This window comes from Roseovarius sp. D22-M7, assembly GCF_037083785.1.
Classification (GTDB): Bacteria; Pseudomonadota; Alphaproteobacteria; order Rhodobacterales; family Rhodobacteraceae; genus Roseovarius.
Genome location: NZ_JBAPKY010000044.1, coordinates 1 through 24,610, shown reverse-complemented (window position 1 = coordinate 24,610; position 24,610 = coordinate 1). Strand labels below are relative to the sequence as shown.

Genomic DNA, 24,610 nt, shown 5'->3' with positions numbered 1-24,610 from the left:
GATGTCAGGCCGCGTCCTCGTCCATCTCGACATCGTCGACGGCGCTGACGACCTCGCGATCCGCGTAGTGACCGCAAGCGACGCAGATATGGTGCGGGCGCTTCAACTCGCCGCAATTGGGACATTCGTTGGGGTTGCCCGCAACGAGCTTGTCATGTGCGCGTCGATTGTTGCGGCGCGATTTGGAGACCTTGTTCTGTTGGACGGCCATGTCACAACCTCGATAGCTTGGGGGCCGGCAGGCCCGGTTTCACGAATGTCTGCGGCTCTTAAAGCCTTTCGAGCCGCCGGTTCAACCCGTCGATGCGGCGAAACCGCGAAAATACAGAGATTTGTCCCCGCGACAAGCGATTCTCGCCGTCATGTGCGGGGGATCACCCGTCATCCTTCAGTTTGTCGCGCAGCGCCGCGAGCTCGGCGAAGGGCTTGGTGTCCTCGTCGGTCAGCGGCTCCACGCCCTCGGCGGCGGCGACGATCTCGCCCGGCGCGGCGTCGTCGCGGCGCGGCCAGGGCGGCAGCGCGAGGCTGAGCGCCTCGATCAGCACGCGGCCGAGGTCGATCTCGTGTCCGAGCGGCTCCAGCGTGTCGTCTTCGGGCATCTCGCGCTCGTCGCCGGGCAGATCCTCCGGGGGCGCGACCTCGGGCGAGAATCGGCGCGTCACGGCTTCCTCGATGCGGGTGGTCACCGGGTCGAGCGTGACGACGCAGGGCTGCACCACGGTGGCGCCCAGCTGCGCCTCGAGCAGCCAGTCGTCGCCGTCGCGCCGCACGCGGCCGCGCAGGCGCAGCTTTCGCAGGTCCGACAGCGCCAGTTCGTCGGCGATCATCTTTCGGGTGGCGGCGTCGGGGACAAGCTCGAACGCCTGTTCGTCGCGTGCGCGCAGCTGCGCGAGGCGCAGGACGTCGTTTGGCATCGCATCGTTCATCTCGCCGGCGCTTCCTTTCTTGAACCTGCAGCCCCCGTTGATGTAAGCGGACCTAAGCGCCGCGCGCGGCCATGACAAGAGGGCAGACATGACAGCTTTGATCCACCGACTGCGAGGCGGGCTCGTGCTTGTCTGTCTGCTGGCCGTGACGGCCTGCACCGCCACCTACGACAATCACGGCTACGTCCCCCCCGAGCAGGATCTGCAGGAGCTTGTCGTGGGCGTCGACACCCGCGCGACCGTGGACGACGTCATCGGCCCGCCATCGCTGTCGGGGATGTCGGACGCGGGAGACTATTACTACGTGCGCTCGCGCCAGCGGACCTTCGGCATGTTCCGCCCCGAGGTGGTCGAGCGGCAGGTGCTGGCGATTTCGTTCGACGACAGCGGCACGATCGCGAATATCGAACGCTTCGGGCTGGAGGATGGCCGCGTGGTGCCGCTGGCGCGCCGGGTCACCGACAATTCGGTGGTCAGCGACGGCTTCCTGCGGCAGTTGCTGGGCAATCTTGGCAATATCAACCCGTTCGGGACCAACAACGACGATAGCGGGTTCGGTCTTTGATCCGGTCACCCGTCTGTCATCGCGATCGGCTAGTCGGGCAGGGCGGGTGACCTGGCAAGCGGCGGGGGATGTCATGACGGACGACGCGCGGTACGTGGCGCGGCAGGCGAACGGCCCGGAGGATCTGCGCCGGGCCGAGATGCTGAGGGCGGCGCGGTTCGGGCGCGCGGACGGGGCCGACCGCGACGCGTTCGACGCGCGCTGCGCGCATCTTCTGGTCGAGGAGCGCGCGACGGGCCGGCTTGTCTGCTGCTGTCGCCTGTTGTTCCTGTCGGGCGGCGGCGAGATCGCGCAGAGCTATTCGGCGCAGTTCTACGACCTCGGCCCGCTTGCCCGGTTCGAGGGCCGGATGGCCGAGATCGGCCGGTTCTGCATCGCCCCCGACCGGCCCGATCCCGATATCCTGCGCGTCGCCTGGGCGGCGCTGACGCGGTTGGTCGACGCGCGGGGGATCGCGATGCTGTTCGGCTGCTCGTCCTTCGCGGGCGTGCGGGCCGAGGCCTATCTCGACAGTTTCGCGGTCCTGCGCGCCCGCCATCTCGCGCCGCGCGACTGGGGGCCGCGCATCAAGGCGCCGAGCGTCTACCGCTTCGCCGAACGCCTGCAGCGCTACCGCCCCGATCCGCGCGAGGCGATGCGCCTGATGCCGCCGCTTCTGCGCAGCTACCTAGCGATGGGGGGGCGGGTCAGCGATCACGCTGTGATCGACCGCGATCTGGGCACGCTGCACGTCTTCACCGGGCTCGAGGTGGGCGCGATCCCCGACCGGCGCAAGCGCGCGTTGCGGGCGCTGCCGGGCTGAGCGGTCTTGACGCTGCCCGGCCTTGACGCTGCCCGGCCTTGACGCTGGCAGGGCGGCGGGATAGCCCCGCCCGCATGGCACGGGCACCTCTTCTGCAACTCAACGACATATCGCTCACCTTCGGGGGCGCGCCGATTTTCGACGACCTGTCGCTGGTGGTGCAGCCCGGCGACCGCGTGGCGCTGGTGGGGCGCAACGGATCCGGCAAGTCGACGCTGATGAAGGTGATGGCCGGGCTGGTCGAGCCCGATCGCGGCGACCGGATCGTGACGCCGGGCACCACCGTCGGCTACATGGAGCAGGAGCCCGCGATGGAAGGCTTCGCCACGCTGGGCGATTTCGCGATGAGCGAGCTGGACGAGGGCGAGCTCTACCGCGTTGAAATGGCCGCCGAGGGGTTGAAATTCGACCCCGCGCGGCCCGTCGAGACCGCCTCGGGCGGCGAGCGCCGGCGCGCGGCGCTGGCCAAGCTGATGGCGGAATCGCCGGAACTGATGCTGCTTGACGAGCCGACCAACCATCTCGACATCGAGGCGATCGCGTGGCTGGAGGACCAGCTGAAAAGCACCCGCAAGGGCTTCGTGCTGATCAGCCACGACCGCGCGTTCCTGCGCGAACTTAGCCGCGCAACCCTCTGGATAGACAGGGGAATGACGCGCCGGCAGGAGCGCGGGTTCGAGCATTTCGAGGAATGGCGCGACAAGGTGTGGGAAGAAGAGGACCAGCAGCGCCACAAGCTGGACCGCAAGATCAAGTCCGAGGCGCGGTGGGCCGTCGAGGGCATCAGCGCGCGGCGCAAGCGCAACCAGGGCCGGGTGCGCAACCTGCAGGCCCTGCGGGCCGAGCGCGCCTCGCAGGTCCGGCGGCAGGGCACCGCGGCGATGGCGCTGGAACAGGGCCCGTCCTCGGGGCGCAAGGTCATTGAAGCAGACAGGATTTCAAAGCGTTACGACGACATCCTCATCTTGCGAGAGTTCAGCATCCGCATCCAGCGCGGCGAGCGTGTGGCCTTTGTCGGCCCCAACGGCGTGGGCAAGACGACGCTGCTGAAGATGCTGATGGGCGAGGTGCCGCCCGATACCGGCACCGTGACGCATGGCACCAACCTGGTGCCGGCGGTCTTCGACCAGGCGCGCGCGCGGCTGGCCCCGGACATGACGCTGTGGGAAAGCCTGACGGGGGACCCGGACATGCGGGTGTCGGGACAGGCCGACCAGGTGATGGTGCGCGGCCAGCCGCGGCACGTGATGGGCTATCTCAAGGATTTCCTCTTCGACGAACGCCAGGTCCGCGCGCCGGTCCGGTCGCTGTCGGGCGGCGAGAAGGCGCGGCTGTTGCTGGCCAAGCTGATGGCGCGCGAAAGCAACCTGCTGGTGCTCGACGAGCCGACCAACGATCTCGATATCGAGACGCTGGACCTGTTGCAGGAGCTGCTCGACGATTACGACGGCACGGTGCTGCTGGTCAGCCACGACCGCGATTTCCTCGACCGCGTGGCGAGCACCACGATCGCCATGGAAGGCGACGGATACGCCACCGCCTATGCCGGCGGCTGGAGCGATTATCGCGCGCAGCGCGGCACCGACACCGCCCCCAGCCATCCCGCCAATGCCGCAAGATCGAGCCCTGCCAAGTCCGAGGCGAAGCCACGCCAAGCCCAGCAGAAGCTGAGCTTCAAGCAAAAGCACCGGCTGGAGGAGTTGCCAGGCGAGATCGCGCGGCTCGAGGCCGAGATCGCCAAGCTGGAAGAGTTGCTGGCCGATCCCGACCTCTTCTCGCGCGAGCCGGTCAAGTTCCGCCGCGCGACCGAGGCGCTGACCGCCCGGCAGACCGCGCTGTCGAAGGCCGAGGAAGAATGGCTGTCGCTGGCCGAGAAGGCCGAGGCCGAGGGCTGATGCGCCCCCGGCCGCCCGTTGCTTATCCGCGCGCGCCGCGCCGCCGGGCGAATCCGGCCAGCCCGCCCAGCCCCAGCAAAAGCGCGGCGAACGAGGCCGGAAGCGGAACTGGCTGAACCTGCGCCGAGGCGATGACCTGCCCGACCAGATCAGGGTTGTCGGTGATGAACCCGTCCAGCCCGCTCTGCAGGAACGCTTCGGTCTGGGCGAGGGCGTCTTCGGGTGTTTCCGGGCGGAACGTCCAGCCGAACACCGACAGCATCTCTTCATGCGCCGAACCGATGAACGCGTCGCTGATCTGGCCCTGGAAGATCGCCACGGTGTCGGTGTAGCCGGCGAGGTCCGACAGGCTGAGGCCGAAATCCCTGAAATCCGTGACGAACCACTCGTCATCGACAAGGGCGCTTCCGCCCAGCTGAGCGACGCCCATATCGACCCCTTCCTCGGCGAGGATGTCGGCGTAATCCGAAACATTGCCGAAGCCGAAGGATTGAACGGCCGATTCCTCGGGGGTGTCGAAGCCGTTGTCGATCAGCGTGCGGATGACGGCGCGGCTGACCTCCGTGCTGTTATCGGCATACTTGCCCTCGGTCAGCATGCCGACGCTTTTGCCATTGGCCGTGTTGTAGTCATTGAGCGCCTGCAGCATGTCCGAGAAGGTCGGAACACGGAAGGCGTTGTCGGCCATTGGCGTGAAGTCGCCATAGGCGCCGGGAAAGGGCGGCTGCTGGTCGATGGTCAGGGTGCTGATCTCGTCATAGGTGAAATCGGCCACCGCATAGCCGCCGTTTCGTGGCTCGAATATCTCCTCGACATTCGTGGTGCGCTCGAGCGACGCGTCATGCATCGCGATCAGGACGTTGTCGGAGGTCGGCATGACATCCGTCTCGATGAAATCCGATCCGAGATCGGCGGCCAGCTCGTTGCCGCCGATGGTGTTTTCAGGCAGATAGGCTGGCGCGCCGCGATGGCCGATGACAAGCGGCGCGTTGCCGTCGAGCGTCTTGAAGCCGCCATCCAGCGTCACCGCGAATGCCGGACCGCCGATGCCCGCGACGAGCAGCGCAACACCCAGCCGGGTTGAAAATTCGTTCATCCGATCCTCTCCTCTTGCAAGCTCATGTGCATCGCACACGCCACGAGGGTTGCCGGTCACGGTGACGTCGTGACGACGCCGGGATGACATGGCATCGACAGTTCCGTGACACGTCAAGGGCGCGTCGCGCGGGCAAAAGGCCGAGGCCGAAGGCTGATTTTTGCTGCAGGCGGGCGATGCCCGCGCGTATGGTGCATCGCATGAGTTCGGGGAATCGCAGTGCGCGCGATCGCGTCAGGCTTCTTTACGACGGGCGCAGCAAGCGCGCGACCCGGTTCCGCTATGCGCTGCTGACCTTCGACGCGGCCAGCATCCTGTTCTTCCTCGTCACCGCGACGCTGCCGCTGACACCCGCGCTGATCGCCGCCGACGCGGTGGTCGCGGTGCTGATCTTCGGCGATTTCATCTGTCGTCTGTGGATCGCCGAGCGCAAGCTGCGGCATCTGCGGCAGATCTACGTGCTGGTCGACCTGGTGGTGCTGGTATCGCTGGCCGCAGCGCCGTTCCTGGGCCAGCAATTCGCCGCGCTGCGGCTGCTGCGGGCGCTGCGGCTGGTGCATTCGTACCACCTTCTGAAGGATCTGCGGCGCGATGTGCGCTTTTTCCGGCTGCACGAGGATGCGATCGTCGCGGCGGTCAACCTGCTGGTCTTCATCTTCTCCATGACGGCGCTGGTGCTGCTTCTGCGCGGCGGCCGCGAGCAGGGGCTCGAGACCTATGTGGACGCGCTCTATTTCACGGTGACGACGCTGACCACCACCGGCTATGGCGACATCCTGATGACCACCGGTCCCGGGCGGCTGCTGGCGGTGGGGATCATGGTTGTGGGGGTGGGGCTGTTCCTCAGCCTCGCACGCGCGATCTTCATGCCGGCCAAGGTGCGCCACAAATGCCCCGAATGCGGCCTGATGAAGCATGACCCCGACGCGATCCACTGCAAGCATTGCGGGCTGGAGCTGAAGATCGAGACCGAGGGGGCAGAGTGATCGCGCGACATGGCGTCCGCCCTCACTGCATCCGCAGCGCGCCGTCGAGGCGGATCACCTCGCCGTTGAGATAGCCGCATTCGACGATGAACCGGGCCAGCCGCGCGTATTCCTCCGGCTGCCCGAGGCGCTTGGGGAAGGTCACCTCGGCGGCGAGGCTGTCCTGCACGTCCTGCGGCAGGCCGCGCATCATCGGCGTGGCGAAGATGCCGGGCGCGATGGCCATCACGCGGATCCCCTCGCGCGCGAGATCCCGCGCCATGGGCAGCGACAGCCCGGTGATCCCGCCTTTCGATGCGGCATAGGCGGCCTGACCCTTCTGTCCTTCGAAGGCGGCGATCGACGCGGTGTTGACGATCACCCCGCGCGCGCCGTCGGCATCGGGCGCATTGCCCGCCATCTCGGCCGCCGCCAGCCGGGCGACGTTGAACGTGCCCACGAGGTTGATGTCGACGGTCTGCCGGAAGAGGTGAAGATCGTGCGGGCCGTCGCGGCCCAGCGTCTTGGACCCCGGCGCGATGCCGGCGCAGTTGATGGCGGCGGTGATCCGCCCCATCGCCGCTTTCGCGCTGGCGATGGCCGCGGCGACCGAGGCTTCGTCGGTCACGTCCGTCTCGGCGAAGGTTGCGCCGATCTCGTCCGCCACGGCCTGGCCGCGCGCCGCGTCGCGGTCGAGCAGCGTCACCTGCGCGCCCTCGGCGCGAAAGTGCCGCGCCGCAGCCTCGCCAAGGCCCGAGGCCCCGCCGGTAATGATCGCGGCCGTGTCGTCGATGCGCATCGGGGCCTCCCTGCCTGAAAGTGAACACGTGCCGAGGTACCGGGCGCGCCCGCGCCTGTCAAACCGCATGCTGCGCGCGGATCTGCCGGGGGCGCCGTGCGGTCGACCATTTTCTCGACAGGTCGGCGGATCTGCGGCATCGTCGGGTTTCGACAGACGCGGATTTCAGGCGACCGCGCGCAACAGGAGGGAGGACCTAATGCTCGATACGACTGCACAGGAGGCCGTCACGCAGACCTTGACGGAGTTCGGCGCGGCGCTGGAGGAGGGCGATATCGATCGCGCCACGGCGTGTTTCGTCGAGGACTGCTACTGGCGGGACCTGGTGACATTCACCTGGAACCTCGCGACATGCGAGGGCAGGGACGAGATCGCCGACATGCTGGGCGCTCAGCTATCGTCCATCAAGCCCCGCGACTGGCGGGTCGCCGAGGGCGAGGTGGCCACCGAGGAGGGCGGCATCACCACCGCCTGGATCCAGTTCGAGACGGATGTCGCGCGCGGCTACGGCCTGATCCGGCTGCGCGACGGGCGGATCTGGACGCTGCTGACCACCTTGGTCGAATTGAAGGGCCATGAGGAACCGCTTGGATTTGCCCGCCCGCTTGGGGCCAAGCACGGCGCGGCCAAGAACCAGCCGACGTGGAAGGAGGACCGCGAGCGCGAACTGGCGACCCTCGGCCATACCGAGCAGCCCTATGTGCTGATCGTCGGCGGCGGGCAGGGCGGCATCGCGCTTGGCGCGCGGCTGCGCCAGCTTGGCGTGCCGACGATCATCGCCGAGAAGAACGACCGCCCCGGCGACAGCTGGCGCAACCGCTACAAGTCGCTCGCGCTGCATGACCCGGTCTGGTACGACCATTTCCCCTATCTGCCGTTCCCGCCCAACTGGCCGGTCTTCACCCCCAAGGACAAGCTGGGCGACTGGATGGAGATGTATACCAACATCATGGAGTTGAACTACTGGACGCGCACCACCTGCAAATCCGCGACCTATGACGACGCGGCCGGCGAATGGACGGTGGTGCTGGACCGCGAGGGCGAAGAGGTGACGCTGAGGCCCAAACAGCTTGTGCTGGCGACCGGCATGTCCGGCAAGCCCAACCTGCCGGATTTTCCCGGCATGGACCGCTTCGAGGGCGATCAGCATCATTCCAGCAAGCATCCCGGCCCCGACCCCTACCGCGGCATGAAGGCCGTTGTTGTGGGGTCCAACAATTCGGCCCATGATATCTGCGCGGCGCTGTGGGAGAACGACGTCGACGTGACGATGGTGCAGCGATCCTCGACGCATATCGTGAAATCCGACACGCTGATGGAGATCGGGCTGGGCGCGCTTTATTCCGAGGAGGCGGTGCGCGGCGGCATGACCACCGAGAAGGCCGATCTGACCTTCGCCTCGGTGCCCTACGCGCTGCTGGCGGGGTTCCAGATCCCGCTTTACGAGCAGATGGCAGAGCGCGACGCGGCGTTCTATGACGGGCTGGAAAAGGCCGGGTTCTGGCTCGACTGGGGCGCGGACGGGTCCGGCCTCTTCATGAAATACCTGCGCCGCGGCGGCGGCTATTACATCGACGTGGGGGCCTGCCAGCTGGTGATCGACGGCAAGATCAAGCTTGCCCATGGCAACGTGGCCGAGGTCGTCGCGGACGGTCTGGTGCTGGAGGAGGGCACGCACCTCGAGGCCGATCTCATCGTCTACGCCACCGGCTACGGGTCGATGAACGGCTGGGCCGCGGACCTGATCGGGCAGGAGGTCGCCGACAAGGTCGGCAAGTGCTGGGGGCTGGGATCCGACACGCCCAAGGATCCCGGCCCATGGGTCGGCGAGGAGCGCAACATGTGGAAGCCGACCAGGCAGCAGGCGCTATGGTTCCATGGCGGCAATCTGCACCAGTCGCGGCACTATTCGCAATTCCTGTCGCTGCAGCTCAAGGCGCGGATGGAAGGCATCGACACGCCGGTCTACGGCATCCCCGAAACCCATCACCTGGGCTGAACCCAGGCGAGCGCGGCGCGACCAGCGGGTCGCGCCGGACGCACCGCGTGGGCGCGATCACCCCCCCCCTAATTCGACGACTCGCGGGCTGCCTGGACGTCGTGCACGCTTGCTCGTCGATGCATTTTCAATACCTTAAATGTCTGACGTCAGGCCTTGTGGGACGGATTTGGTGTTTTCGTGACGGAGGGTTTCCGGGTCATCCCAGCCATCAAGGAGCTTAGGTGAACAAGAACCGGAGGACCGCGCAGGCGACATCCGGACCATCGAAGGACGNATCCCAGCCATCAAGGAGCTTAGGTGAACAAGAACCGGAGGACCGCGCAGGCGACATCCGGACCATCGAAGGACGCGGCGGACAAGCTGGTCAAGGGGATCACGCGCAAGACCCGCGAACAGTACTCGGCCGAAGAGAAGATCGGGATCGTGCTGGCGGGCTTGCGCGGCGACGAGAGTGAGACCTTGTCGCGAAATTGATGGATTGTAAAGATTTAAATTTAATTTCAATATGTTGTGTGATGCCGTGTGCAGCACATGTTCATGTTTTGATCGCGTGAATTCGTACTTCGTCGTGTGCATTTCGGTTTGTGAAGCCGATTGCAACGAGATTGTATTCAGTATTGCCGCATCGACGCTTTGAGTTGATGACGACGTGCCCTCCGGCCCTTTGAGCTGTACAGAAGTAGCCGTTCAATGCAGGCGCCGTGACTGGCAGTTTGGCGGAACTTCCCGACCTTTGGCCCTTTTGCGTCAACAGTAAGAACGGCCCAGAGCCGCCTTCCACCCACCACGTCGATGGGTAGTGTCAAAGATCTTTCGCACATTTTTTCAGGCGACGGCTCCGTGGGTTGAGGACTGCTCCGCGTGGAGCGGGTCCATGTTCATGTATTTGCGTGTCGACCACTGGCTGCCCGCGATATGGCGCAAGCGGGCCGCGGCCAGGTTCAGGCAGCTCTGACCGTCCGGGAATGCGCCTACGACGCGGGTGCGTCGGCGAATTTCCTTCATGATGCGCTCCAGTGGGTTGTTGGTCCTGATCTTCAGCCAGTGGCTGTCGGGGAAGCTGTAGTAGCTCAGCGTCTCGTCGATATGCATCTCGATCAGCTCGGCCGCCTTCCCCAGCTTCTGGCGGCGCAGGTCCTCCACGACGGTGGCGGCCTTCTCCTGCGCCGCTCGGCGGCTTTCCTGAGCGTGGATGGCCTTCAGCATGTGGCTGACCTCGCGCACCTTGGTCGAGGGCACATGGCTGAACACATTGCGGTAGAAATGCACCATGCAGCGCTGCCAGCGTGCGTCGGGCAGATAGTCCGCAATACTCTCGACGAGGCCACGGCACGCATCCGAGATGATCAACTGCACGCCGCTGAGGCCGCGATCGACCAGATGGCGCAGGAATCCCGACCAGCCGGACTTGTCCTCCTTGGCGCCTTCACAGATGCCCAGTATCTCGCGGTATCCTTCGGAAGTAACCGCGCTCGCCACCAGCAGCGAGACGTTGCGCACCTCGCCGGCCCAGGTCCGCTTCATGACAATCCCGTCGAGGTATAGATAGGGATGCGTGCCCTCGATGGGCCGGTTCCGCCATTCCTCGATCTTGGCGTAGATCTTCTTGTTCAGGTTCGACACCGTGCCGGGGCTCACGCGGGTGCCCCACAGCGCCTCGGTGATATCCTCGACACGGCGCACCGACACGCCCGCCAGATACATCTCGATCAAGGCCTCCTCGACCGAGCTCTCCCTACGTCGGTAGCGCTCGATAATGGCCGTCTCGAACGTCTGGCGTCGCAGCTTGGGCACCTTCAGCTTCACCTCACCGGCCTTGGTGTGCAGTGCCCGCTCATAGCTGCCCGCGCGCGTATCCCGCCGACCTTCGTTGCGCTCGTAGCGCCCCGCGCCGCATAGTTGATCGGCTTCGGCGTCAAGCATCGCATTCAGCGCCTCTTCGACCGTCCCGCGCACCATCTCGCCAAGATGATCCCGGATCCGGCCCTCATCGATCTGGATCACCTGACCCATCGCACCGTCCTTCTTCTCGTCAGTCATCCCTTCGCTCCTTCGGTCAGTGTAGAAGGAGACGTCGAATCTGAAAGTGCGAAAGATTCTTTACGTTATCAGGTAGATGAAGGGGATGACGTGTACCCCCCAGATCTCCTGGATATAGCCCGCGTCACCGGGCGTGACGTCATGGGCAAAGGCCGTGCCAGGGATCAGCACCAGTGTGAACAGGGCAAGAAGTGCCAGCGGCACGAGTGCGCCCCTGCTGCCCCTTGAGAGAGTTTTCATGGAGAGACTCCGCTTTTCTTTGAAATGATCGGTGATGCGCAGATTTGCGCAGGACCGATCAAGCGCGCGGAGGCCGGTCTATACGGAACTTTCGGGACGGTCCGGTCTGCGACACGGAAGGACGCCAGACTTTGTTCGTGTCGGGTGCGGGATCGGCGCTCCGGCCTGCCAGCAAGAAAGCCGGGTTGTGGTCGTGATCGGCCGTATCGTGGCTATGTCCGTGCATCGCCCAATACAGGTCTTCCTCGAGCCCATGCGAATGGCCGTGGTCCTCCACCATTTCCACGCGATCCTGGATCGTCTCGAAAACTGCGGGTGCATGTGTGAAAGCCGGAACCGCGGACCAGACGACCAGTGCCAAGCACATCAGTGCTGCCAAGACGCTTTTGACGCTTTCCCGCGTAGCTAACATATGTCGTACCTGCTCGAAGCCGCCGCTTTTCGACGTTTTTTATTAAATACCGTCGAATCGACACGGCAACAAGTCGGCTTCCGCGAACTGCAGTCATTTGCCGAGAAGTAGCGGGTGATATTAGTGTAGCTGTGGCATCATGCAGTCAGGGCTTCAAGCCGACCTCGGATGGAACGCAGCATCATGTGATATGATGTCTTGTCAACGTCGGGTTGTCGTTGTGGGAGGGCATGGTAGATCAGAGGGTCAATCATGCAAACACCAAACTTACCCGCCATTCGCGCGCTTCGCCCAGCCTGGAACAAGAGCCGGATCATCGGTCAGAAACAATCACTCAAGCCAAAACATGTCTGGGCAATCCGCGTTCGTCTTGAACTGGCCGAGACTACCGCGACCTGGCACTCTTCAATCTGGCCATCGACAGCAAGCTGCGTGGCTGTGATCTTATTAAGATGAAAGTCGTCGATGTGATGACGTCTGGCCAGATCAAGGGACGCGCGTCCATTTTGCAAAGCAAGACGAAGAAACCTGTACGCTTCGAAATTTCTGAAGGCACGCCACGCTGGCCGATCTCGACCGGCTCCTGCCCGCGCTCGACCCCGAGGCCGAAATCGTCGCCTATTGCCTTGGCCCCTATTGCATCTACGCCCATCAGGCCGTGGCCCGCCTGCGCCACCACGGCTTCAACGCACGGCGCATGGCGGGTGGCCTGCCCGAATGGCGCGAGGAAGGGCGTCAGGTGCTTTCGTAGGTGCTGAACACTTCTGTGCGGCGATCATGGTGGATCAGGAAGACGTCGTAGGCGTCGCGCGCGCTTTCCGGTCCCATGCCGGGTGAACCATAGGGCATGCCCGGGACGGCAAGGCCAACCGCGTCGGGACGTTCCTTCAGCAGACGACGGATATCGGCGGTGGGCACGTGTCCTTCGATCATGTAGCCGTCGATCCGACCGGTATGACAGGAGACCATCTCTTGGGGGATGCCGTTCTCGAACTTGTAGCGCATGAGCACCGTTCCCATGCTCGCCTCGGTCGTAACGTGGAAGCCGTCGCGTTCGAGGATTTCGATCCAGGCTGAACAGCAGCCGCAATTGGGGTCCTTCATCACATGCATTTCCGACCCCGTGGTTTCCGCAAGTGACCCAAAGGGCCATGTCGCCAGAAGCGTGGTTCCACCGAGCAGCAGTCCGCGGCGTGAGAGGGGATCTTGGGTCATCTCGTTTTCCTTTCAATGTTGAACAGCAAATCAGTAAGCCGATGCCCCGTAGATCAGAGCTTAACTCGCCTCAGTCTCAGCGCATTGGAGATCACCGAGACCGACGACAGGCTCATCGCGGCGGCCGCGATCATCGGTGAGAGCAACGTCCCGGTAAAGGGATAGAGCACGCCTGCGGCGATCGGCACGCCCAGGGCATTGTAGGCGAAGGCAAAGAACAGGTTCTGCCGGATATTTCGCAGCGTCGCCCGGGCCAGCTTGCGCGCCCGCACGAGACCCGTGAGGTCCCCCTTGAGCAGGGTGATCCCGGCACTTTCCACCGCGACATCGGCCCCGGTGCTCATCGCGACGCCGACATCGGCGGCGGCGAGTGCGGGGGCATCGTTCACCCCGTCGCCCGCCATTGCCACCAGCGCGCCCTTGGCGCGCAACTCCTCGACCAGTTTCTGCTTGTCCTCGGGCAGAACCCCGGCGCGCACCTCGTCGATGCCCAGCCTCGACGCCACCGCCTTGGCCGTGCGCTGGTTGTCGCCGGTTGCCATGATGATGGTCAGGCCCAGGGCGTGCAATTCGCGGATTGCGGCCTCGGTGGTTTCCTTGATCGGGTCGGCCACCGCCACGATCCCGGTTAATTCCCCGTCGACCGCCACGAACATCGCCGTCTTGCCCTCGGCGCGAAGTTCGTCGGCCTGCGCGTCCGCCGCATCCGTGTCGAGGCCGAGATCGCGCATCATCGCCACATTGCCAAGTGCCACGCTCCGACCGGCGACCGTGCCGCGCACGCCCTTGCCGGTCACCGCCTCGAAATCCTCGGCGCGCTCCGGTTTCTGTCCGCGCTCCTGCGCGCCGGTAACGATGGCCTCGGCCAGCGGATGCTCGGACCCGCGTTCGAGCGCGGCGGCAAGGCGGAGCACTTCATCTTCCTCACCCTTGAGCGCGATGACATCGGTCAGCCGGGGCTTGCCCTCGGTCAGTGTCCCGGTCTTGTCGACGATCAGGGTATCGACCCGGCCCATGTGTTCCAGCGCCTCGGCATCCTTGATCAGCACGCCGGCCTGCGCGCCACGGCCCGCAGCGGTCGTGATCGAGATCGGCGTGGCAAGACCAAGGGCGCAGGGGCAGGCGATGATGAGGACCGAAACCGCCGCGGCGATGGCAAAGGCCAGCGCCGGATCGGGCCCGACCGAGAGCCAGGTGCCGAAGGCAATAACGGCCACGAGCACCACAGCAGGCACGAAGACTGAGGCGACCTTGTCGGCCAGCCCCTGGATTGGCGCCCGCGACATGCGGGCACCCGCCACCATATCGACGATCTGCGACAGCACCGTGTCGGCGCCGATCTTGGTCGCGCGCATGGCCAGGGTGCCGTTCTTGTTGATCGTGCCGCCGGTCAGGCCGTCGCCCTCGGTCTTCTCCACCGGGACCGACTCGCCCGTGATCATGCTCTCATCCACCGAGGAGCGGCCCTCGATTACCTCGCCGTCCACCGGCACACTGTCACCCGGGCGTACCCGCAGCATGTCACCCTCGGCGATGTTTTCGAGCGGTGCATCGTACTCTGACCCGTCCGGCAGAATACGGCGGGCTGACTTGGGGGCAAGGTCGAGCAGCGCGCGGATCGCATCGCCGGTGCGCTCGCGTGCGCGCAGTTCCAGAACCTGCCCGACAAAGACCAGCGCGATGATCACGACGGCGGCCTCGTAATAGGTGCCGACACCGTCGCCCATCCGGTATTGGTCTGGAAAGACCCCGGGCGCGAAGGTCGCCACCAGCGAATAGAGATAGGCCGCCCCAACGCCAAGCGAAATAAGCGTCCACATGTTGGGAGAGACGTTGCGAATCGAATCGATGCCGCGCCGAAAAAACGGTAACGCCGCCCAGAAGATGATCGGTGTGGCCAGAACGAATTCAGCATAGACCGACATGCGGTGGCCGAGCCAACCGCGCACGTCGAGCCCGAGCAGTTCGCCCATCGTGATGATCATGAGCGGCACCGCCGCCGCGGCGCTGATCCACATCCGTCGGGTGAAATCCGTCAACTCTTCGGAGGGCTCGTCCGAGGGCACCATCGGCTCCAGCGCCATGCCGCAGATCGGGCAGGCACCGGGCGCGTCGCGGATGATCTCGGGGTGCATCGGGCAGGTATATTGCGCCCCGGGTTGCACGCGCGTCTCGACGGTCCGGGCATTGCCGGAGGCGTAGAAATACGGATCGGTGTCGAATTTTTCCTGGCACCCGTCAGAGCAGAAATAGAATGTCTCCTCGCCGTACTCCCGGCTCCGGGCGCCCGCCTTGATCTCGACCTGCATGCCGCAGACCAGATCGGTCGCGGTCTTCGCGTCCGGGTCGATTTCGGGGGCCTCATGATGGTGGTGATGGGATGCCATCTTCAAGTGTCCTTTCAGCCCTGACATGGGGGTTCCAGTCGGGGTAGGGTCAAGGGAGAGGGGCGAGACTGTCCGGTCCGAGCACTTTTGCGCCCTCACGTGTCGTCCCGGTTTCTGCGGGTCGCCACCCAGAGCAAGGGAAGGCCGGTCACAAGTCCGAGGCCGAGAACGGCCCATGTCGTCCGTCCGAGGTCACCGCTGACTGCCTCGCCTCCGAAATGCGCAAGCAGAAAGCTTGCCGGGATGATGCCAGCCAACGTCGCCAAAGCAAACCGCCAAGCATGCAGGCGGCTGAGCCCGGCGGCGTAGCTGATCATGTCAAACGACACGAAGGGCATCAGACGGGACGCAAAGACTGTCGCCGTCAATGCGGTTTGCGACCCCAGCATCCCTGCATCGACGCGATCACCAAACACTCGCCGCAAGACATCGTGCCCCAGAATCCGTGCGAGACCGAACGCGATCAACGCTCCGAGTTCGGCGCCGATCACGACTTGTAGCGTGCCCCAGAGATGCCCATAGGCCGCCCCGGCTGCCAGGGCGATTGGCGCACTCGGAATCGGGCTGGCCACGACCGCGACGGTCATGAGCGTTACAATCAGAACCGGCCCCCAGAGACCCGCGCGCGCCACCAGCATCTTGAGGCGCTCCCCTTCCAGCAAGCCACGGGCCTCGGCCATTACCGACGGCGCGTATAGCCAGAGGCCCAGCAAAGCGAGCCCCAAAATGGCCATGCCCGTGAGAAGAGAGGTGCGCAGAGTCATCCCGTTGCCTGCCGGGCTTTCGCCAGATGGCTGCAGTTGTCATCCAATCGAACCTGATCGTCAGGGCGATCACTCATGATGCCCCCTTTGACCCGTGTCATTTCAGATCCGTGACGGTCAGCTTGCCATTCAGGCGTTCGACTGTGAACTCGATCTCCTTGCCTGGTTCGAGCCTGTCGAACATGGCGTCGTCGGCCACGCGAAACACCATGGTCATCGCGGGCATTTCCAGCTCGACCAGCTCCTCGTGAATGATGGTCACCTTGCCGTCTTCGGGCTTGACGTTTTTGACCACGCCCTTTGTGTAGACGGGTTCGGCCGATGCGCCCATGACGGTGAAAATGACGGCGAAAACTGCGGCGAGGGCGGTCCTGATCGGTTTCATGGTGGTCTCCTTGTTCGGTATGTTCAATTGCTCTGGACGTGGATCGGTCCGTGCATGCCTGCTTCCATATGGCCCGGGATCAGACAGGCGAACTGGAAGGTGCCGGTGTTCGCAAAGCTCCAGACGATATCGCCGGTTTCGCCCGGCGCAAGCCGGATCGCGTTGGGATCGTCATGCTCCATTTCCGGAAACTTCTGCATCAGCTTGCGATGCTCCTCGTTGTTGTCATGGGTATCCATGACGAACTCGTGCTCCACCTCTCCGGCATTATGGATGCGCAAACGAACCGTTTCGCCCGGCTGGAAACTGAGATCGTCGGGCTCGAAGAGCATCTCTCCGTCAGAGGTCTCGCGCATCGTGATCTCGATGGTCCGGCTGGCCTCTTCCGGCGTGCCGGGCCTGCCGACCTGCATCATGTCGGCGTGGCCATGCCCCGCCATATGCCCGTCGTCATGGCCGTGCCCGCCATCATGGGTGCCTGCGGCCATGGCGGCCCCCGCAGTTAGAAAGGCCGCGGCGATGAGTGGTGTCAGTTTCATGGGAGATACTCCTCTTTTCGTTTCAGGGTCTCAGCCTCTGGTCGGGGTGAGCTTGGTTCGTGCGTTGTCGTTGCGGGTGAAATCCGGCAGTTCGCCAGTCCATTCCCAGGCTTCGGTTCCGGGCGGGTTCTCATACCAGCCGGGATCGGAATAATCGCCCGGGGCGATGCCGTCGCGCACCTTCACCACAGAGAACATGCCACCCATCTCTATGGGTCCATGCGGCCCCCAGCCGGTCATCATCGGCACCGTGTTGTCGGGGATTTCCATCGACATCATGCCCATCTCGGCCATGCCGCTCGAGCCCATCGGCATGAATTCCGGCTGATGCTTGCGGATCATGTCGGTCACCCGGTCCTTGTCCGCGCCGATGAAGTTGGGCACGTCGTGGCCCATGGCATTCATCGTGTGGTGCGATTTATGGCAATGTATCGCCCAGTCCCCGGGATGAACGGCGTCGAATTCATAGGCGCGCATCGCTCCCACGGGAATGTCGATGCTGACCTCGGGCCAGCGCGCCGCCTTGGGCACCCAGCCACCATCGGTGCAGGTGACCTCGAAATCGTAGCCATGCATGTGGATGGGATGGTTCGTCATCGTGAGATTGCCGACGCGGACACGCACGCGATCGCCCAGGCCCACAACCAGCGGGTCGATATCCGGAAAAAGACGGCTGTTCCAGCACCACAGGTTGAAATCCGTCATCGTCATCACGCGCGGCGTATAGCTGCCAGGCACAATGTCGAAGGCATTGAGCATGATGCAGAAATCACGATCCACGGGCATGAAGGCGGGATCCTTGGGATGCACGACGAACATGCCCATCATGCCCATGGCCATCTGCACCATCTCATCGGCGTGAGGGTGGTACATGAACGTGCCGGATTTCACCAGGTCGAACTCGTAGACATAGGTCTTGCCGGGCGGGATCGCCTTGTGGGACAGACCGCCCACCCCGTCCATGCCAGAAGGCAGGATCATGCCGTGCCAATGGACCGAGGTGTGCTCGGGCAGCCTGTTGGTCACGAATATGCGCACCCGGTCGCCCTCGACCGCCTCGATCGTCGGACCGGTGGACTGACCGTTATATCCCCATAGGTTGGCGGTCATGCCATCGGCCATTTCACGTTCCACCGGTTCGGCCACGAGGTGGAATTCCTTGACGTTGCCATTCATGCGATACGGCAGTGTCCATCCGTTCAGCGTGACCACCGGGTTGTAGTTGGGCCCGGTGGTGGGGCGCGGCGTGATCTGGGTGGCTGCAGTCTCCATCACAGCCGCCTCTGGCAAGCCCGTGGTCTGCGCCCGGGCGGCTGCCCCGGTCACCATCAGACCCGCGCCGGCGGTGAGCATTTGACGTCGGTTCATCATCTCTTGTCTCCCTGTTCTCAATGTCCGGCCCCGGCATCACCGGCGACCTCCGCGCTGCCGCCGCCATCACCCAAAGCTGCCCCGCCGCCATGGATCGCTGCCAGAAGATTGGCATCCGCCAGCCAGAAATCGCGCCGGGCCTCGGCTTCGGTCAGGTTGGAGTTCATCCGCTCGCGGGTATCGGACAACAGCTCGAATGTGCTGGTGATCATGCCGTTGTAGCTGAGCAGCGCTTCCTCTTCGATGGTCTTGCGCAGCGGCAGAACGGCATCCCGGTAGTGCCGAGCGATCCGGTGGCTGCCGACATGTGCGGCATGCGCCGAGCGCGCCTCGGAGCGCACGTTGACCGCGCGTTGCGCCAGATCATGCGCGGCGATCATGTAGCTGGCTTCGGCCTTTTTCATCCGGGCCTTGCCGCTGTCGAAGATCGGAATCGCGAATTCCACCTCAAGCTGCGGATTGGTTTCGGACTCGACCCCGCCGCCGTCATTCTCTCGTTCGGTTTCAGCGCCCACGATCAGCTCAAAGTCACTCACGAACCGCGTGGCATTGGTCATCCCGCGGGCCTGCGCCAAGGCTTGCAACTCAAGCTTGGCGATGGCCAGATCAACGCGGTTTCGAAGCGCTTGCGACTCGATGTCGGACCGATCGGCTACGCGCGCAGGCAAATGCGGCAGGGCATTGGGGACGTAGTAATCCACGTCGCTGCCCCAGAGACCGAGTTGGCGTGTCAGCGCTTCCTTGGCCAGTTCCGCATCGAGCCGGGCCTTCGCACGTTGTCCCGAAAGCTCTGCGTGGAAGGCATGCTCGCGGGCCTGCTCAGCCTTGTTGAGATATCCGGTATCGCCAAGACGCGCCGCCAGTTCAGAGCCGGCATCGGCGGTTTCCTGCGCCTGCCGGATCAGACCTGCGGTCTCGAACGCCGACACCGCCTCGATCCAGGCGCGCCGCGTCTCGACGGCGACGCGGAGCGTTTCCTCAACCGCCTGAAGCCGGGTCTGGGTGAAGCGCAGTTCGGCCTGCCGCGTGCGATCAGGCTGCGTGAAGGCCGCCAGAAGGTTGAACGCGATCATCCCTTCGAGAGATCCGTATCCATTCAGACCATCGCCCCCGATCTCGAACACGCCAATCGAGGCGACGGGATTCGGCTGCATGATGCTCTGCCAGACATCCGCCGAGGATACGCCAAGCCGGGCATAGGCGGATTGCAGGCCACGATTGTTGAGCAGTGCAACCTGAACGGCGGTATCGGCGTCAATGGTTTTTCCATGCACCAGAGCATGCACACGTTCGGCATTGGCCTCGATATCGGCCGCGGACATGAGCATCACGGTATCCTTGTTCAGGATTGCGCGTGCCGGGGTGCTGACGTCGGAAAACCCTGCTTTGGGATCAGACAGGCGCGCCACCTGATCGGGCGAAGTGCAGGCCGCAAGCGCCAGTGATGTCACAAGCACGAGACAGGGTTTCGAGATACGCGGCATCAGTGCCCCTCCCCTTCGGCGGGGGATTGCTGGCGGTTCAAAGCGCGCCAGTCTTCGGGCCCTTTGACAGGGCGCGACGTATAGCCCGCAAGAACATCGGGAAAGCTTGCGGCGCGTGTCTCTACGTCTGCTCGCGCCGCAGGTGCGAGCATATTCTGTGTCGGCAGGTCGGGGGCATTTGCACAGGCCGAAAGCGCCGTGGAAACGCCCAGTATGAGTATGGTTTTCAATGTAAACTCCAGATCCGTTTTGAATTGCTATGAACCGGCCACATCTCAGCCAGGTGCATTCCAAAGGGCCCGCCAAGCGAGCCGGATCAGGATTTCGGAGGTCTTTGCAGGTCGTCCGTGTGAGCAGGCCCGATCAAGGACGTCTCAGGCCAAACCAGAGTGGTCAGCAAGACACCATGCCGCTTATCGGCCGGGCTCAACTCGGGTGAAAGGGCCGGGCAGGCATGTATCATGCAGGTTTCATGATCATGCTCCGGCATCACATGTCGTGTCGCGATATCTGGGTGATCATGTGCATGACCATCGTTGGCGGCCATGTTCTGCACGGTGTCGCCGATGGCATGGGCGCAATGCTTTTGATGCTCGATTTCGTTCGAGGCCATGGCAATGGCATTCGCGCCCGTCATGATAACGACCGCCGTCATGAGAAGCACAACCATCTGTCGCATCATCGCCTTGACACACGTATACCTTTCAGAACGGTATGAAACAAATGCTTTGTACCGGTTTCCATAATTGCAAGCGAGGATACGCGTGCTCCGCCTTGCAGGCAGGGCGCAACCAGACCCAAGGCAGGCCGTCCGCCGGATATCGTCTGCGCGTCGCGCATAAGAGCAACCGCCCACACCCGATGTGAGCCGACATCGAGAATCGCGCTCAAGATTGAAGTTCCTGCTTGCGGCGACGAAATTTGTCTTCGTCAATCTCGCCGCGCGCGTAGCGTTCCCTGAGAATCTCGATCGGATCGCGCATGTCACCCTGGCGCTTGTCGGTGAGGGCGCGCACCGCAAAGACGGCAACCGCGATGATGAGGCCCCAGAAAAGAAGCATCCCGAAACCTCCCCACCAGCCGTGTCCGCCACCCCACATCATGTGTCCAAAGGTACCATCGGAAGGGTTATCCGGACCCGCGAGGGCCGGCACCGTCCCAGCCAGAAGAGTCGCAATGCTGCCTGTGATCCTGACGGAAACTGTCATAATCCTGTCCTTTCTTGATGAGTGAAACGTTGTGAGAGGGGCAAATCGAGTTTCACGAGCAGCCCCCCGTCGGGGTGGTTTAGCAACATGATGTCGCCGCCATGCGAGCGCAGTATGGACCGTGCGATGGACAGGCCGAGACCGGTGCCGCCGGTTATCCGCGACCGGGATGTCTCCACGCGGTAGAATGGCTCGAACACTGATTCAAGCTGCGCCGAGGGGATTCCCGGACCATGATCCCGGACCTCGATCACGACCCGGTCGTGTTCTTGACTGTAGCGCACCGCAACGTCACCACCGTACCGCACCGCATTCTCGATGATATTGCGCAGCGCGCGCCGCATGGCGTGTGGTCGCAGTCTGATCCGGAGGGGCGCGCTGGTTTCCAGTTCAAACTCATCCAGCATGTCCTGCTTCAGATTCGCCAGGAAGTCTGCCAGATCGACGGTTTCCGGGGGTTCGCTGATCGCCATGCCACGGGCGAACGCCAGTGTCCGCTCGACCATGTCCTGCATTTCCTCGATCGAGGTGATCAGGGCATCGCGCGTTTCCTCCTCGTCCACCATTTCCGCGCGCACGCGCAACGCGGTCAAAGGAGAGCGCAAATCGTGACCCAATGCCGCCATGATGCGCGTCTTGTCTGCAACCGTGCGTACCAGCCGTTCCTGCATGAGATTGAAGGTTTCCGTCAGGTTCCTAATTTCTCGGGGCCCTGCGGCGGGGATCGGCACGGTCTTTTCTCCGCGGCCAAGGTTCTCAGCGGCGCGGGCCAGGCGTTGAATCGGCCAGGTAACCCGCGTCAGCAGATACCAGAGGGCCCCACCGATCACGAGGGCCGCCGTCAGGCCGAAACTTACGGTCGACAGAACCGGCCACTGCAAGGGTGGGCGCTGAAACCGGGTCTCGACATTCAACCACGATCCGTCCTGCAGGCCGATGGAAAGCGTCAGCTCGAAGGCCGATATCCGGTTCTGCATCATGCGGTCATGCATCGCCCGCATGTGGGGTGGCATGTCTGGCATCGGTGCAAACGCATCCTCGACTCTGTGCAGTTCGACACGGATCTCTCGCGTGTCTCCGGATGCGAGCAACGAGCGGACGCGCGCCTCGATCGCCCCTCCCGCCTCGTGATCGAGATGATCGACAACAGGTAGAGGATCGACGCGAAACCGCGCAAGAGGCGAATCCGCAGCTCTGAGAATCGAGCTGTGTAGTTGGTCTGGGGCCCGGTCCAGCAATAATGCCACATTGGCCGCCCGACCCGCTGCCTCGGCCCCGATCGCGGCGCGCACGGCCAGGCTTCGTTCGTCCACGAACAGCCACAGGCTTATCGCCTGTGCGATGACGAGGCTTCCCAGAATCAGCAGCAACAGCTGAACGCGCAAGCTGTCCAGGCGGTCTCGGATCATCGCTGCGCCTCGACATCCGCAGCAAGACAATAGCCGCCATTCCGAACAGTTGTGATGATCCTTGGGTGCCCCGGATCATCTTCGATCTTGCGGCGCAGGCGGCTGATCTGATTGTCGATGCTGCGATCGAAGGCTGCAGGTGCGCGCCCCGCCGTCAGTTCGAAGATCTGCTCGCGGCTCATCACGATACGGGGGCGTTCAAGAAGAATGACCAGCAGTTTGAATTCCGACGTGGTGAGCGTGTCCTCGCGTCCATCCTCCGCCCTCAGGTGACGGGTATCGGTATCAAGTGTCCAGCCCGCGAACTGGATGTGTTGCCCGGTCAGACGCCCGGCCAGATGTTCCGGCCTGGTTACGCGCCGCAGGATCGCCCTGATCCGCGCGAGAAGCTCGCGCGGATTGAAGGGTTTGGCAAGGTAATCGTCCGCGCCCACCTCAAGCCCGATGATCCGGTCCATTTCCTCGCCGAGCGCAGTGAGCATCAGGATCGGCGTGACACCAGTGACGGACAAGCGGCGACAGACCGAGATACCATCCTCGCCGGGCATCATCACATCGAGCACGATGAGATCATAGCGCCCGATCTCGAGCAGCCTATCCATCTCGGCGGCGTCGGCTGCACTCGTGACGCGCATGTCATTCTTTTCCAGATATCGCGAGACGGCCTTGCGAATCTCGACGCTGTCATCGACCAGCAAGATGTGGGGTATCTTTACCATGCCACGAACTTAGGGGATTGATCGGCCTCTGCCGAGAAATACTGTCATTCAGTGTATCAACCCCCGACTTTGCGACAAACCGTTACACGTCAACTGGCACGGGTGCTTTGCAAGACACCTCCCCGTCGCCATCTTGGGCATGCAGAACTCACGCAAAGGAAAAGACGATGAAACGCAAATTTGCATTCGTTTTGGGAACGGCCCTGGCAACGGGCATGGCGCTGTCATTCAGCGGAGCGGTGTCGGCACAGGGGCACCAATCATCCGGCCAATCCGGAATGATGGGCGGCGGCATGATGAGCGGCGGCCAGATGGGTGGCGGCATGATGTCGATGCACCGGAACATGATGGGCGGCGGCATGATGGGGCCACATATGATGGGCACCGAGTTTCGGGCCCTGATGGATGCTGACGGGGACGGCAAGGCCGAGCCCGCCGAGGCACGTGCTCGGCTACAGGAACTTCTCGACGAGCATGACGAAAATGCTGACGGAACACTCAGCATCTCGGAATTCGAGGTTCTGCACAGTCGCCTGATCCGCGAAACGATGGTTGACCGATTCCAACATCTCGACAGCGATGGCGATGGCAACATCACCGCCGAAGAAATGGCGGCCCCCGTCAAGCGGATGGAGCACATGCAGAAGCGGATGGAGATGATGCGTCAATCATCCGGCAACTCCGGTCAGGGCATGGGGTCCGGCAGCATGATGCAAGGCGGTCAGGATCATCGCGAGAAGTGAGTCTCGTCGTCGCGACCGATATTGAATGGACTCCGGTCAGTCCGTCGTCGCCTTGCGTAAGCACGATGTGATCGCGCGGCAGATTGACGGCGGGCTACCGGAGGGGAGCTAAAACAGGCGGCAGGTGCGGAGCGGCACTGCCTGATCCGCCCTGTCACCAAACAGCGCAAGCACGCGGTACGGACCGAACTTTCGAACCCGAAGGTTCAGGACATCCCTGGAAGTGCGACCCGCTCCGCGAGGATTTGTTGCACAGATGCGTTGAAGGGATTCATGTTGCGAATCCAGCGTGATAGCTTGGTTGCATGAGCAGACCCAGATCTCCGAGCGACGAGACCAAGAATTGGCCAACCTACAATGAAGCGCTCAGGGCAGCGAACGACGGGACGCGTTTTGCCGCACGCGCGCACTCGGCTCTGCCGGGCACGATCAGTTTAGGCTCTTGCAGTAATGCGGCAGTGCAGCGCGCGCGGCGGGTTGGGCCTATCTGAATGTCGGCTCCCAGATCCTCCACACGTTCACCTTGCCATCGCAGCGAAAGCCCGGTAACCGCCGATTCTGTGGAAAAACTAAAGTTTGCGAGCGCAGAAATAGCCGATCCAAATCGGGCGCGCGCGCCTTTCCTGTCAGGCTTTGCGCATTTG

26 protein-coding genes and 1 pseudogene are annotated in these 24,610 nt (G+C 63.5%); 9 read left to right on the top strand and 18 right to left on the bottom strand.

What is annotated here, in order from left to right:
* Positions 1-4: 4 nt before the first annotated feature.
* Positions 5-211, bottom strand: a complete 207-nt coding sequence (rpmF, locus tag V8324_RS16360; RefSeq protein WP_336420996.1) for a 50S ribosomal protein L32 — start codon at positions 209-211, stop codon at positions 5-7.
* A gap of 163 nt (positions 212-374) precedes the next feature.
* Positions 375-926 (bottom strand): YceD family protein, encoded by a 552-nt coding sequence (locus V8324_RS16355; RefSeq protein ID WP_336420995.1) that lies wholly within the window; start codon positions 924-926, stop codon positions 375-377.
* A gap of 88 nt (positions 927-1,014) precedes the next feature.
* Between V8324_RS16355 and V8324_RS16350 the strand changes: the two genes are divergently transcribed.
* The 3 genes from V8324_RS16350 (at position 1,015) to V8324_RS16340 (ending at position 4,188) form a co-directional block, all read left to right on the top strand.
* A complete protein-coding gene (locus V8324_RS16350) occupies positions 1,015-1,491 on the top strand; it encodes an outer membrane protein assembly factor BamE (RefSeq protein ID WP_336420994.1) in 477 nt (158 codons plus the stop codon).
* Between the two features lie 73 nt (positions 1,492-1,564).
* Positions 1,565-2,293, top strand: a complete 729-nt coding sequence (locus V8324_RS16345) for a GNAT family N-acetyltransferase (RefSeq protein WP_336420993.1) — start codon at positions 1,565-1,567, stop codon at positions 2,291-2,293.
* A 74-nt stretch (positions 2,294-2,367) separates the two neighbouring features.
* Positions 2,368-4,188, top strand: coding sequence for an ABC-F family ATP-binding cassette domain-containing protein (locus tag V8324_RS16340; protein WP_336420992.1), 1,821 nt, complete (start codon positions 2,368-2,370; stop codon positions 4,186-4,188).
* A gap of 22 nt (positions 4,189-4,210) precedes the next feature.
* Here the strand turns inward: V8324_RS16340 and V8324_RS16335 are convergent, their stop codons facing one another.
* On the bottom strand, positions 4,211-5,284 hold the full coding sequence (locus V8324_RS16335) for a glycerophosphodiester phosphodiesterase family protein (RefSeq protein ID WP_336420991.1): 1,074 nt from the start codon (positions 5,282-5,284) through the stop codon (positions 4,211-4,213).
* A 200-nt stretch (positions 5,285-5,484) separates the two neighbouring features.
* Between V8324_RS16335 and V8324_RS16330 the strand changes: the two genes are divergently transcribed.
* On the top strand, positions 5,485-6,270 hold the full coding sequence (locus tag V8324_RS16330) for an ion channel (protein ID WP_336420990.1): 786 nt from the start codon (positions 5,485-5,487) through the stop codon (positions 6,268-6,270).
* Positions 6,271-6,292: 22 nt separating this feature from the next.
* On the opposite strand, the gene V8324_RS16325 is transcribed toward V8324_RS16330, so the two are convergent.
* A complete protein-coding gene (locus V8324_RS16325; protein ID WP_336420989.1) occupies positions 6,293-7,048 on the bottom strand; it encodes an SDR family NAD(P)-dependent oxidoreductase in 756 nt (251 codons plus the stop codon).
* A gap of 199 nt (positions 7,049-7,247) precedes the next feature.
* Between V8324_RS16325 and V8324_RS16320 the strand changes: the two genes are divergently transcribed.
* Both V8324_RS16320 and V8324_RS16315 read left to right on the top strand, forming a co-directional pair.
* Positions 7,248-9,047 carry an NAD(P)/FAD-dependent oxidoreductase gene (locus tag V8324_RS16320; protein WP_336420988.1) on the top strand — a complete coding sequence of 600 codons (1,800 nt, stop codon included), beginning with the start codon at positions 7,248-7,250 and terminating at the stop codon, positions 9,045-9,047.
* A gap of 300 nt (positions 9,048-9,347) precedes the next feature.
* Positions 9,348-9,524 carry a hypothetical protein gene (locus V8324_RS16315; RefSeq protein ID WP_336421007.1) on the top strand — a complete coding sequence of 59 codons (177 nt, stop codon included), beginning with the start codon at positions 9,348-9,350 and terminating at the stop codon, positions 9,522-9,524.
* A 351-nt stretch (positions 9,525-9,875) separates the two neighbouring features.
* Here the strand turns inward: V8324_RS16315 and V8324_RS16310 are convergent, their stop codons facing one another.
* The gene (locus V8324_RS16310) at positions 9,876-11,063 is read right to left on the bottom strand and encodes an IS256 family transposase (RefSeq protein WP_336421006.1); all 1,188 of its coding nucleotides are present in this window, start codon (positions 11,061-11,063) and stop codon (positions 9,876-9,878) included.
* Between the two features lie 87 nt (positions 11,064-11,150).
* The gene (locus V8324_RS16305; RefSeq protein ID WP_336420987.1) at positions 11,151-11,330 is read right to left on the bottom strand and encodes a hypothetical protein; all 180 of its coding nucleotides are present in this window, start codon (positions 11,328-11,330) and stop codon (positions 11,151-11,153) included.
* A gap of 664 nt (positions 11,331-11,994) precedes the next feature.
* On the opposite strand from V8324_RS16305, the pseudogene V8324_RS16300 reads away from it, so the two are divergent.
* Both V8324_RS16300 and V8324_RS16295 read left to right on the top strand, forming a co-directional pair.
* Positions 11,995-12,299 (top strand): annotated as a pseudogene (locus tag V8324_RS16300) (integrase); the annotation flags it as partial.
* A gap of 5 nt (positions 12,300-12,304) precedes the next feature.
* Positions 12,305-12,493: a rhodanese-like domain-containing protein gene (locus tag V8324_RS16295; RefSeq protein ID WP_336421005.1), complete on the top strand. Its 189-nt coding sequence runs from the start codon at positions 12,305-12,307 to the stop codon at positions 12,491-12,493.
* On the opposite strand, the gene V8324_RS16290 is transcribed toward V8324_RS16295, so the two are convergent.
* The 11 genes from V8324_RS16290 to V8324_RS16240 all read right to left on the bottom strand — a co-directional run bounded on the left by V8324_RS16290 (position 12,478) and on the right by V8324_RS16240 (position 23,223).
* Positions 12,478-12,957 (bottom strand): DUF411 domain-containing protein, encoded by a 480-nt coding sequence (locus V8324_RS16290; protein ID WP_336420986.1) that lies wholly within the window; start codon positions 12,955-12,957, stop codon positions 12,478-12,480. The two genes, V8324_RS16295 and V8324_RS16290, sit on opposite strands and share 16 nt — an antisense overlap.
* Positions 12,958-13,010: 53 nt before the next feature.
* Entirely contained in the window at positions 13,011-15,344 is a 2,334-nt protein-coding gene (locus V8324_RS16285; RefSeq protein WP_336420985.1) for a heavy metal translocating P-type ATPase, read from the bottom strand.
* A gap of 95 nt (positions 15,345-15,439) precedes the next feature.
* Positions 15,440-16,108 (bottom strand): TVP38/TMEM64 family protein, encoded by a 669-nt coding sequence (locus V8324_RS16280; protein WP_336420984.1) that lies wholly within the window; start codon positions 16,106-16,108, stop codon positions 15,440-15,442.
* Between the two features lie 97 nt (positions 16,109-16,205).
* A complete protein-coding gene (locus tag V8324_RS16275; RefSeq protein ID WP_336420983.1) occupies positions 16,206-16,493 on the bottom strand; it encodes a copper-binding protein in 288 nt (95 codons plus the stop codon).
* A gap of 23 nt (positions 16,494-16,516) precedes the next feature.
* Positions 16,517-17,032 (bottom strand): cupredoxin domain-containing protein, encoded by a 516-nt coding sequence (locus tag V8324_RS16270; protein WP_336420982.1) that lies wholly within the window; start codon positions 17,030-17,032, stop codon positions 16,517-16,519.
* A gap of 30 nt (positions 17,033-17,062) precedes the next feature.
* The gene (locus tag V8324_RS16265; protein WP_336420981.1) at positions 17,063-18,403 is read right to left on the bottom strand and encodes a multicopper oxidase family protein; all 1,341 of its coding nucleotides are present in this window, start codon (positions 18,401-18,403) and stop codon (positions 17,063-17,065) included.
* A 17-nt stretch (positions 18,404-18,420) separates the two neighbouring features.
* Positions 18,421-19,887, bottom strand: coding sequence for a TolC family protein (locus tag V8324_RS16260; RefSeq protein WP_336420980.1), 1,467 nt, complete (start codon positions 19,885-19,887; stop codon positions 18,421-18,423).
* 316 nt (positions 19,888-20,203) lie between these two features.
* Positions 20,204-20,557: a hypothetical protein gene (locus tag V8324_RS16255; protein ID WP_336420979.1), complete on the bottom strand. Its 354-nt coding sequence runs from the start codon at positions 20,555-20,557 to the stop codon at positions 20,204-20,206.
* 217 nt (positions 20,558-20,774) lie between these two features.
* Positions 20,775-21,095: an SHOCT domain-containing protein gene (locus V8324_RS16250; RefSeq protein ID WP_336420978.1), complete on the bottom strand. Its 321-nt coding sequence runs from the start codon at positions 21,093-21,095 to the stop codon at positions 20,775-20,777.
* Positions 21,092-22,504 (bottom strand): ATP-binding protein, encoded by a 1,413-nt coding sequence (locus V8324_RS16245; protein ID WP_336420977.1) that lies wholly within the window; start codon positions 22,502-22,504, stop codon positions 21,092-21,094. The genes V8324_RS16250 and V8324_RS16245 overlap by 4 nt, the downstream gene beginning before the upstream one ends.
* Positions 22,501-23,223: a response regulator gene (locus tag V8324_RS16240; protein ID WP_336420976.1), complete on the bottom strand. Its 723-nt coding sequence runs from the start codon at positions 23,221-23,223 to the stop codon at positions 22,501-22,503. The genes V8324_RS16245 and V8324_RS16240 overlap by 4 nt, the downstream gene beginning before the upstream one ends.
* A gap of 167 nt (positions 23,224-23,390) precedes the next feature.
* Here V8324_RS16240 and V8324_RS16235 point away from each other — a divergent pair, with 167 nt between their 5' ends.
* A complete protein-coding gene (locus tag V8324_RS16235; protein WP_336420975.1) occupies positions 23,391-23,966 on the top strand; it encodes an EF-hand domain-containing protein in 576 nt (191 codons plus the stop codon).
* A gap of 352 nt (positions 23,967-24,318) precedes the next feature.
* Here V8324_RS16235 and V8324_RS16230 read toward each other — a convergent pair.
* Positions 24,319-24,610, bottom strand: a 292-nt coding sequence (locus V8324_RS16230) for a hypothetical protein (RefSeq protein ID WP_336420974.1), incomplete at its 5' end; no start/stop codon positions are given.

Bases quoted from the DNA above. Each gene is read 5' to 3' on its own strand.
- rpmF (WP_336420996.1), bottom strand. From the start codon at position 211: ATGGCCGTCCAACAGAACAAGGTCTCCAAATCGCGCCGCAACAATCGA.
- V8324_RS16355 (WP_336420995.1), bottom strand. From the start codon at position 926: ATGAACGATGCGATGCCAAACGACGTCCTGCGCCTCGCGCAGCTGCGC.
- V8324_RS16350 (WP_336420994.1), top strand. From the start codon at position 1,015: ATGACAGCTTTGATCCACCGACTGCGAGGCGGGCTCGTGCTTGTCTGT.
- V8324_RS16345 (WP_336420993.1), top strand. From the start codon at position 1,565: ATGACGGACGACGCGCGGTACGTGGCGCGGCAGGCGAACGGCCCGGAG.
- V8324_RS16340 (WP_336420992.1), top strand. From the start codon at position 2,368: ATGGCACGGGCACCTCTTCTGCAACTCAACGACATATCGCTCACCTTC.
- V8324_RS16335 (WP_336420991.1), bottom strand. From the start codon at position 5,284: ATGAACGAATTTTCAACCCGGCTGGGTGTTGCGCTGCTCGTCGCGGGC.
- V8324_RS16330 (WP_336420990.1), top strand. From the start codon at position 5,485: ATGAGTTCGGGGAATCGCAGTGCGCGCGATCGCGTCAGGCTTCTTTAC.
- V8324_RS16325 (WP_336420989.1), bottom strand. From the start codon at position 7,048: ATGCGCATCGACGACACGGCCGCGATCATTACCGGCGGGGCCTCGGGC.
- V8324_RS16320 (WP_336420988.1), top strand. From the start codon at position 7,248: ATGCTCGATACGACTGCACAGGAGGCCGTCACGCAGACCTTGACGGAG.
- V8324_RS16310 (WP_336421006.1), bottom strand. From the start codon at position 11,063: ATGGGTCAGGTGATCCAGATCGATGAGGGCCGGATCCGGGATCATCTT.
- V8324_RS16305 (WP_336420987.1), bottom strand. From the start codon at position 11,330: ATGAAAACTCTCTCAAGGGGCAGCAGGGGCGCACTCGTGCCGCTGGCA.
- V8324_RS16290 (WP_336420986.1), bottom strand. From the start codon at position 12,957: ATGACCCAAGATCCCCTCTCACGCCGCGGACTGCTGCTCGGTGGAACC.
- V8324_RS16285 (WP_336420985.1), bottom strand. From the start codon at position 15,344: ATGGCATCCCATCACCACCATCATGAGGCCCCCGAAATCGACCCGGAC.
- V8324_RS16280 (WP_336420984.1), bottom strand. From the start codon at position 16,108: ATGACTCTGCGCACCTCTCTTCTCACGGGCATGGCCATTTTGGGGCTC.
- V8324_RS16275 (WP_336420983.1), bottom strand. From the start codon at position 16,493: ATGAAACCGATCAGGACCGCCCTCGCCGCAGTTTTCGCCGTCATTTTC.
- V8324_RS16270 (WP_336420982.1), bottom strand. From the start codon at position 17,032: ATGAAACTGACACCACTCATCGCCGCGGCCTTTCTAACTGCGGGGGCC.
- V8324_RS16265 (WP_336420981.1), bottom strand. From the start codon at position 18,403: ATGATGAACCGACGTCAAATGCTCACCGCCGGCGCGGGTCTGATGGTG.
- V8324_RS16260 (WP_336420980.1), bottom strand. From the start codon at position 19,887: ATGCCGCGTATCTCGAAACCCTGTCTCGTGCTTGTGACATCACTGGCG.
- V8324_RS16255 (WP_336420979.1), bottom strand. From the start codon at position 20,557: ATGGTTGTGCTTCTCATGACGGCGGTCGTTATCATGACGGGCGCGAAT.
- V8324_RS16250 (WP_336420978.1), bottom strand. From the start codon at position 21,095: ATGACAGTTTCCGTCAGGATCACAGGCAGCATTGCGACTCTTCTGGCT.
- V8324_RS16245 (WP_336420977.1), bottom strand. From the start codon at position 22,504: ATGATCCGAGACCGCCTGGACAGCTTGCGCGTTCAGCTGTTGCTGCTG.
- V8324_RS16240 (WP_336420976.1), bottom strand. From the start codon at position 23,223: ATGGTAAAGATACCCCACATCTTGCTGGTCGATGACAGCGTCGAGATT.
- V8324_RS16235 (WP_336420975.1), top strand. From the start codon at position 23,391: ATGAAACGCAAATTTGCATTCGTTTTGGGAACGGCCCTGGCAACGGGC.